The following is a 3,877-nucleotide window of genomic DNA, read 5'->3' as shown; positions in this document are numbered from 1 at the left end:
GCTGGGGTCGGCCTCGGCGGTGCTGTCGGCGGGGGGCTACACGGTTGGCGCGCTGGCGGCGGTGAATGCGGTGGGCGCGGTCACGGTCGCGGACGGCCCCCATTTCTGGGCCGCCCCGTGGGAGATGGGCGCGGAGTTCGGCGGCCTCGGGCTGCCGGAAAGATTCACGCCGGGCGCCGAGCAGGGGCCCACCAAACGCCCCGGCACCGCCACGACACTGGCGATCGTGGCGACCGACGCGGCGCTGACCCAGGCGCAGGCCACGCGCATGGCCACCGCCGCCCATGACGGGATGGCGCGCGCAATCGTGCCGTCGCACACGCTGCTGGACGGCGATCTGGTGTTTGCCGTGTCCACCGGCGCGCGGCCGCTGCGCGATCCGCTGGCCGATCCGTTCCGGCTGGGCCATGCGGCGGCGGCGTGCCTCGCGCGGGCGATCGCGCGGGGCGTGTACGCCGCGACGCCGGCGCCGGGCGATGTGCTGCCGGCCTGGCGGGCGCGATTCGGCGGCTGAGCCGGGCTACACCCGTTCGATCGCCACCGCCGTGCCCTCGCCGCCGCCGATGCAGATCGCCGCGACCCCGCGCGCAAGCCCGCGCCGCTCCAGCGCGTTCAGCAACGTCACCAGGATGCGGGCCCCCGAGGCGCCGATCGGATGGCCCAGCGCGCAGGCGCCGCCGTGCACGTTCAGCCGCGCGCGATCCACACCCATGCGCTGCATGAAGGCCATGGGCACCACGGCAAACGCCTCGTTGACCTCCCACAGGTCGACGTCGTCGACGCTCCATCCCAGCCGGTCCAGCAGCTTGCGGGCGGCGGGCACGGGGGCGGTGGGGAAATCGCCCGGCGCCTGCGCGTGGCTGGCATGGCCCAGCAGGCGCGCGCGCACCCGCAGGCCCTGCGCCCGGGCTGCCTCGGCCGAGGCCAGCACCAGCGCCGCCGCCCCGTCCGAGATCGACGAGGAATTCGCCGCCGTGACCGTGCCGTCCTTGCGAAAGGCGGGCCTGAGCTGCGGGATGCGGTCGGGACGGGCCAGGGCGGGTTGCTCGTCCAGGACCACCGTGGTGGCGCCCTTGCGGCCGGGGACCTCCACCGCCGCGATCTCGGCGGTGAAGGCGCCGTCGCGCTGTGCGGCAAGCGCGGCCTCCAGCGAGGCGATGGCATAGGCGTCCTGCGCCTCGCGGGTGAACTGGAACGCCTCGGCGCAGTCCTCGGCGAAGGTGCCCATCAGGCGGCCGGTGTCATAGGCATCCTCCAGCCCGTCGAGAAACATGTGGTCGAGCGCCTGCGCATGGCCCATCCGCGCGCCCCCGCGCATCTTCGGCAACAGGTAGGGGGCGTTGGACATGCTCTCCATCCCGCCCGCGACGATGACCCCGGCCGCACCCAGCGCGATGCGGTCGGCGGCCATCATCGCCGCCTTCATGCCCGAGCCGCACATCTTGTTGAGGGTCGTCGCAGGCACCCCGTCGCCCAGTCCCGCGGCAAAACCGGCCTGCCGGGCCGGGGCCTGGCCCTGGCCCGCGGGCAGCACGCAGCCCATCAGCAGCTCCTCGACGGTATCGGGTGCGGCGCCCGCGTCGCGCAGCGCGCCTGCGATGGCCACGCCCCCCAGATCCGGCGCGGCCAGCGGCGCCAGCGCGCCCTGAAACCCGCCCATCGACGTGCGGGCCGCGCCCGCGATGATGACCTCGTGCATTGGTCGCCCCCCCTCCCAAGACTTGATTAAGGAATGGCACCTAAGGTGGGGCCGAGGCAAGGACGGCGCGGCAGCGGGGTGGGCGCAGGATGGATCTTTCGGTGGACCGGCGCGCGGGCGCCCTTGTCGTGCGGGTGCACGAAGCGCGGCTGGACGCCATGGTCGCGATCGCCTTCAAGGAGGCGATGCGCAAGGCCACGGCGGGGGCCGATACGCGCGTGGTGCTGGATCTGGGCCGGGTGACGTTTCTCGACAGCAGCGGGCTGGGCGCCGTGGTGTCGGTGATGAAGCATCTTGGGACCGACCGGCGGCTGGAGCTTGCGGCGCTGACCCCGCCGGTGGCGCGGGTGTTCCGGCTGACCCGGATGGACGGCATCTTCACCATCCATCCGGAGGTTCCCGACGCCGATTCCCGGTGTCATGCCGGCTGAGGGGCGCGCGCCCGCGATGGTGCCCCCCGACGACCGGATCGCGTCGATCCGTCTGCACGCAGATGCCGCCGGGGTGCGGGCCGCGCTGGCGCAGGTGCGGGCGGCCCTCGACGGGCTGGGGCTGACGCCCGAGTGTCATGGCGATATCGAGCTGGTGGTGGCGGAGGTCCTCAACAACATCGTGATCCATGCCTATGGCCACCAGCCCGGACCGATCGACGTCGCATTGACCCTGGCCGAGGGTGTGCTGGACTGCGAGGTGCGGGACAAGGGCCGCCCCATGCCGGGCCTCGCCGCGCCGCCCGGAGATCCCGCGCGTCTCGACCTGGGGCGCGATGCGGTGCCGGAGGGGGGCTTCGGCTGGTTCCTGATCCGACGGCACGCGCGCTGCGTGCGCTATGCCCGCAAGGAGGGCATGAACCGGCTGAGCCTGTCGCTTCCGCTGTGCCGCGCCGAGGATTCCGCGCCCTGATCCGGGCGGTCCAGGGACGCGGCATGGCCGGGAACGGGCACCGGCCCGCCACGCCCCGGGCGGGCCCCGACGGCCGGGCGGCCTTGACGCGGGCCGGGGCTATGCCTACTCCTTGCGCCGCGCGGGTATGGTGTAATGGTAGCGCCCCAGCCTTCCAAGCTGGTCGTGCGGGTTCGATTCCCGCTACCCGCTCCACCGTGAATACCGGACCTTACACACATGACCTTGCGCCATGGATGGCACGCCGACCGCGGCGTTGCGCTGCAGGGTCGGCCGATCGACGGCGGGCTGCGTTCCGACGGCTGATGCGCGCGCCCGCTTGGAGCGCGCCGCCCGACGGGCTACATGGCGGGAATGTCCAGTGATCCCGCCCCCGTGCCCTCGACCCGCGACCGGGTGTTCGCGGCGCTGACCTCCGATGACGATGGCAGCGTGTGCACCGACCTCTCGGAGGCGGCCTGCCGCGCGCAGCCCGACAGCTTTCTGCGCCATGTCGGCGCGCTGTCACTGACCAAGGCGGCGGACGGGCTGGTGGACCCGAAGCTGGTGCTGGCGTGGCTGCTGGGCGCGCTGGGGGCACCGGCGGCGCTGGTCGGCCTGCTGGTGCCGATCCGCGAGGCCGGCGCGCTGTTGCCGCAACTGTTCACCGCCGCGCGGATCCGCGCGATGGCGCGGCGCAAATGGGCCTGGGTTGCGGGATCTGTGGGGCAGGGGCTGGCGGCGCTGGCGATGGCGGCGGCGGCGCTGACGCTGGAGGGGGCGGCGGCGGGGGTTGCGATCTGCGCCGCGCTGGCGGTTCTGGCGGTGGCGCGTTCGGTCGCGTCGGTCAGCCTCAAGGACGTGCTGGGCAAGACAGTGGACAAGGGCCGCCGCGGCACCGCGACGGGGCTTGCGAGCAACCTTGCGCCGGTGGCGGTGATCGGATTTGCGGGCCTGTTGATCTGGGACGCGGGCGACCGGATGGCGCTGGTGGTGGGCGCGCTGGTGCTGGCGGGCGGGTTCTGGATGCTGGCCGCCGCGATCTTTGCCGGGCTGCGCGAGGAACCCGGCGCAAGCGAGGGTGGCGCCAACGGGGCGGCTGCGGCCTTTGCCAACCTGCGCTATCTGCGCGATGACCCCGTTCTGGCGCGCTTCGTTCTGGCGCGCGGATTGCTGACGGCGACGGCGCTGGCGCCGCCCTATCTGGTGATGCTGGCCGCCGGTGCGGCGGATGCCGCGCTGGGGGGGCTGGGCGCGCTGGTGCTGGCCTCGGCGCTGGCGGGGCTGGTGTCGGGG

The 3,877-nt window shown here is 73.7% G+C and carries 5 protein-coding genes and 1 tRNA gene; 5 read left to right on the top strand and 1 reads right to left on the bottom strand.

What is annotated here, in order from left to right; all coding sequences use genetic code 11:
* Positions 1-514: P1 family peptidase (locus CCR87_RS00930; protein WP_201155454.1), on the top strand; the 514-nt coding region annotated here is incomplete at its 5' end.
* 6 nt (positions 515-520) lie between these two features.
* Here the strand turns inward: CCR87_RS00930 and CCR87_RS00925 are convergent.
* On the bottom strand, positions 521-1,699 hold the full coding sequence (locus CCR87_RS00925) for a thiolase family protein (RefSeq protein ID WP_201155453.1): 1,179 nt from the start codon (positions 1,697-1,699) through the stop codon (positions 521-523).
* A gap of 89 nt (positions 1,700-1,788) precedes the next feature.
* Between CCR87_RS00925 and CCR87_RS00920 the strand changes: the two genes are divergently transcribed.
* The 4 genes from CCR87_RS00920 to CCR87_RS00905 form a co-directional block, all read left to right on the top strand.
* Positions 1,789-2,130, top strand: a complete 342-nt coding sequence (locus CCR87_RS00920; RefSeq protein WP_201155452.1) for an STAS domain-containing protein — start codon at positions 1,789-1,791, stop codon at positions 2,128-2,130.
* Positions 2,120-2,602 (top strand): ATP-binding protein, encoded by a 483-nt coding sequence (locus CCR87_RS00915; RefSeq protein ID WP_201155451.1) that lies wholly within the window; start codon positions 2,120-2,122, stop codon positions 2,600-2,602. Before CCR87_RS00920 ends, CCR87_RS00915 begins: the two co-directional genes overlap by 11 nt.
* 121 nt (positions 2,603-2,723) lie before the next feature.
* Positions 2,724-2,797: transfer RNA gene (locus CCR87_RS00910), tRNA-Gly, on the top strand.
* A 159-nt stretch (positions 2,798-2,956) separates the two neighbouring features.
* Positions 2,957-3,877 (top strand): MFS transporter (locus CCR87_RS00905; RefSeq protein ID WP_201155450.1); only part of this gene is annotated, 921 nt, incomplete at its 3' end.

The sequence above is a fragment of the Rhodobaculum claviforme genome (genome assembly GCF_016653255.1).
Classification (GTDB): Bacteria; Pseudomonadota; Alphaproteobacteria; order Rhodobacterales; family Rhodobacteraceae; genus Rhodobaculum; species Rhodobaculum claviforme.
Note: the sequence above shows the minus strand (reverse complement) of the source record. Positions and strands in the feature narration are given on the sequence as shown.

What these genes read in the sequence shown, in the direction of transcription:
- CCR87_RS00925 (WP_201155453.1), bottom strand. Translation starts at nt 1,699, where the DNA reads ATGCACGAGGTCATCATCGCGGGCGCGGCCCGCACGTCGATGGGCGGG.
- CCR87_RS00920 (WP_201155452.1), top strand. Translation starts at nt 1,789, where the DNA reads ATGGATCTTTCGGTGGACCGGCGCGCGGGCGCCCTTGTCGTGCGGGTG.
- CCR87_RS00915 (WP_201155451.1), top strand. Translation starts at nt 2,120, where the DNA reads ATGCCGGCTGAGGGGCGCGCGCCCGCGATGGTGCCCCCCGACGACCGG.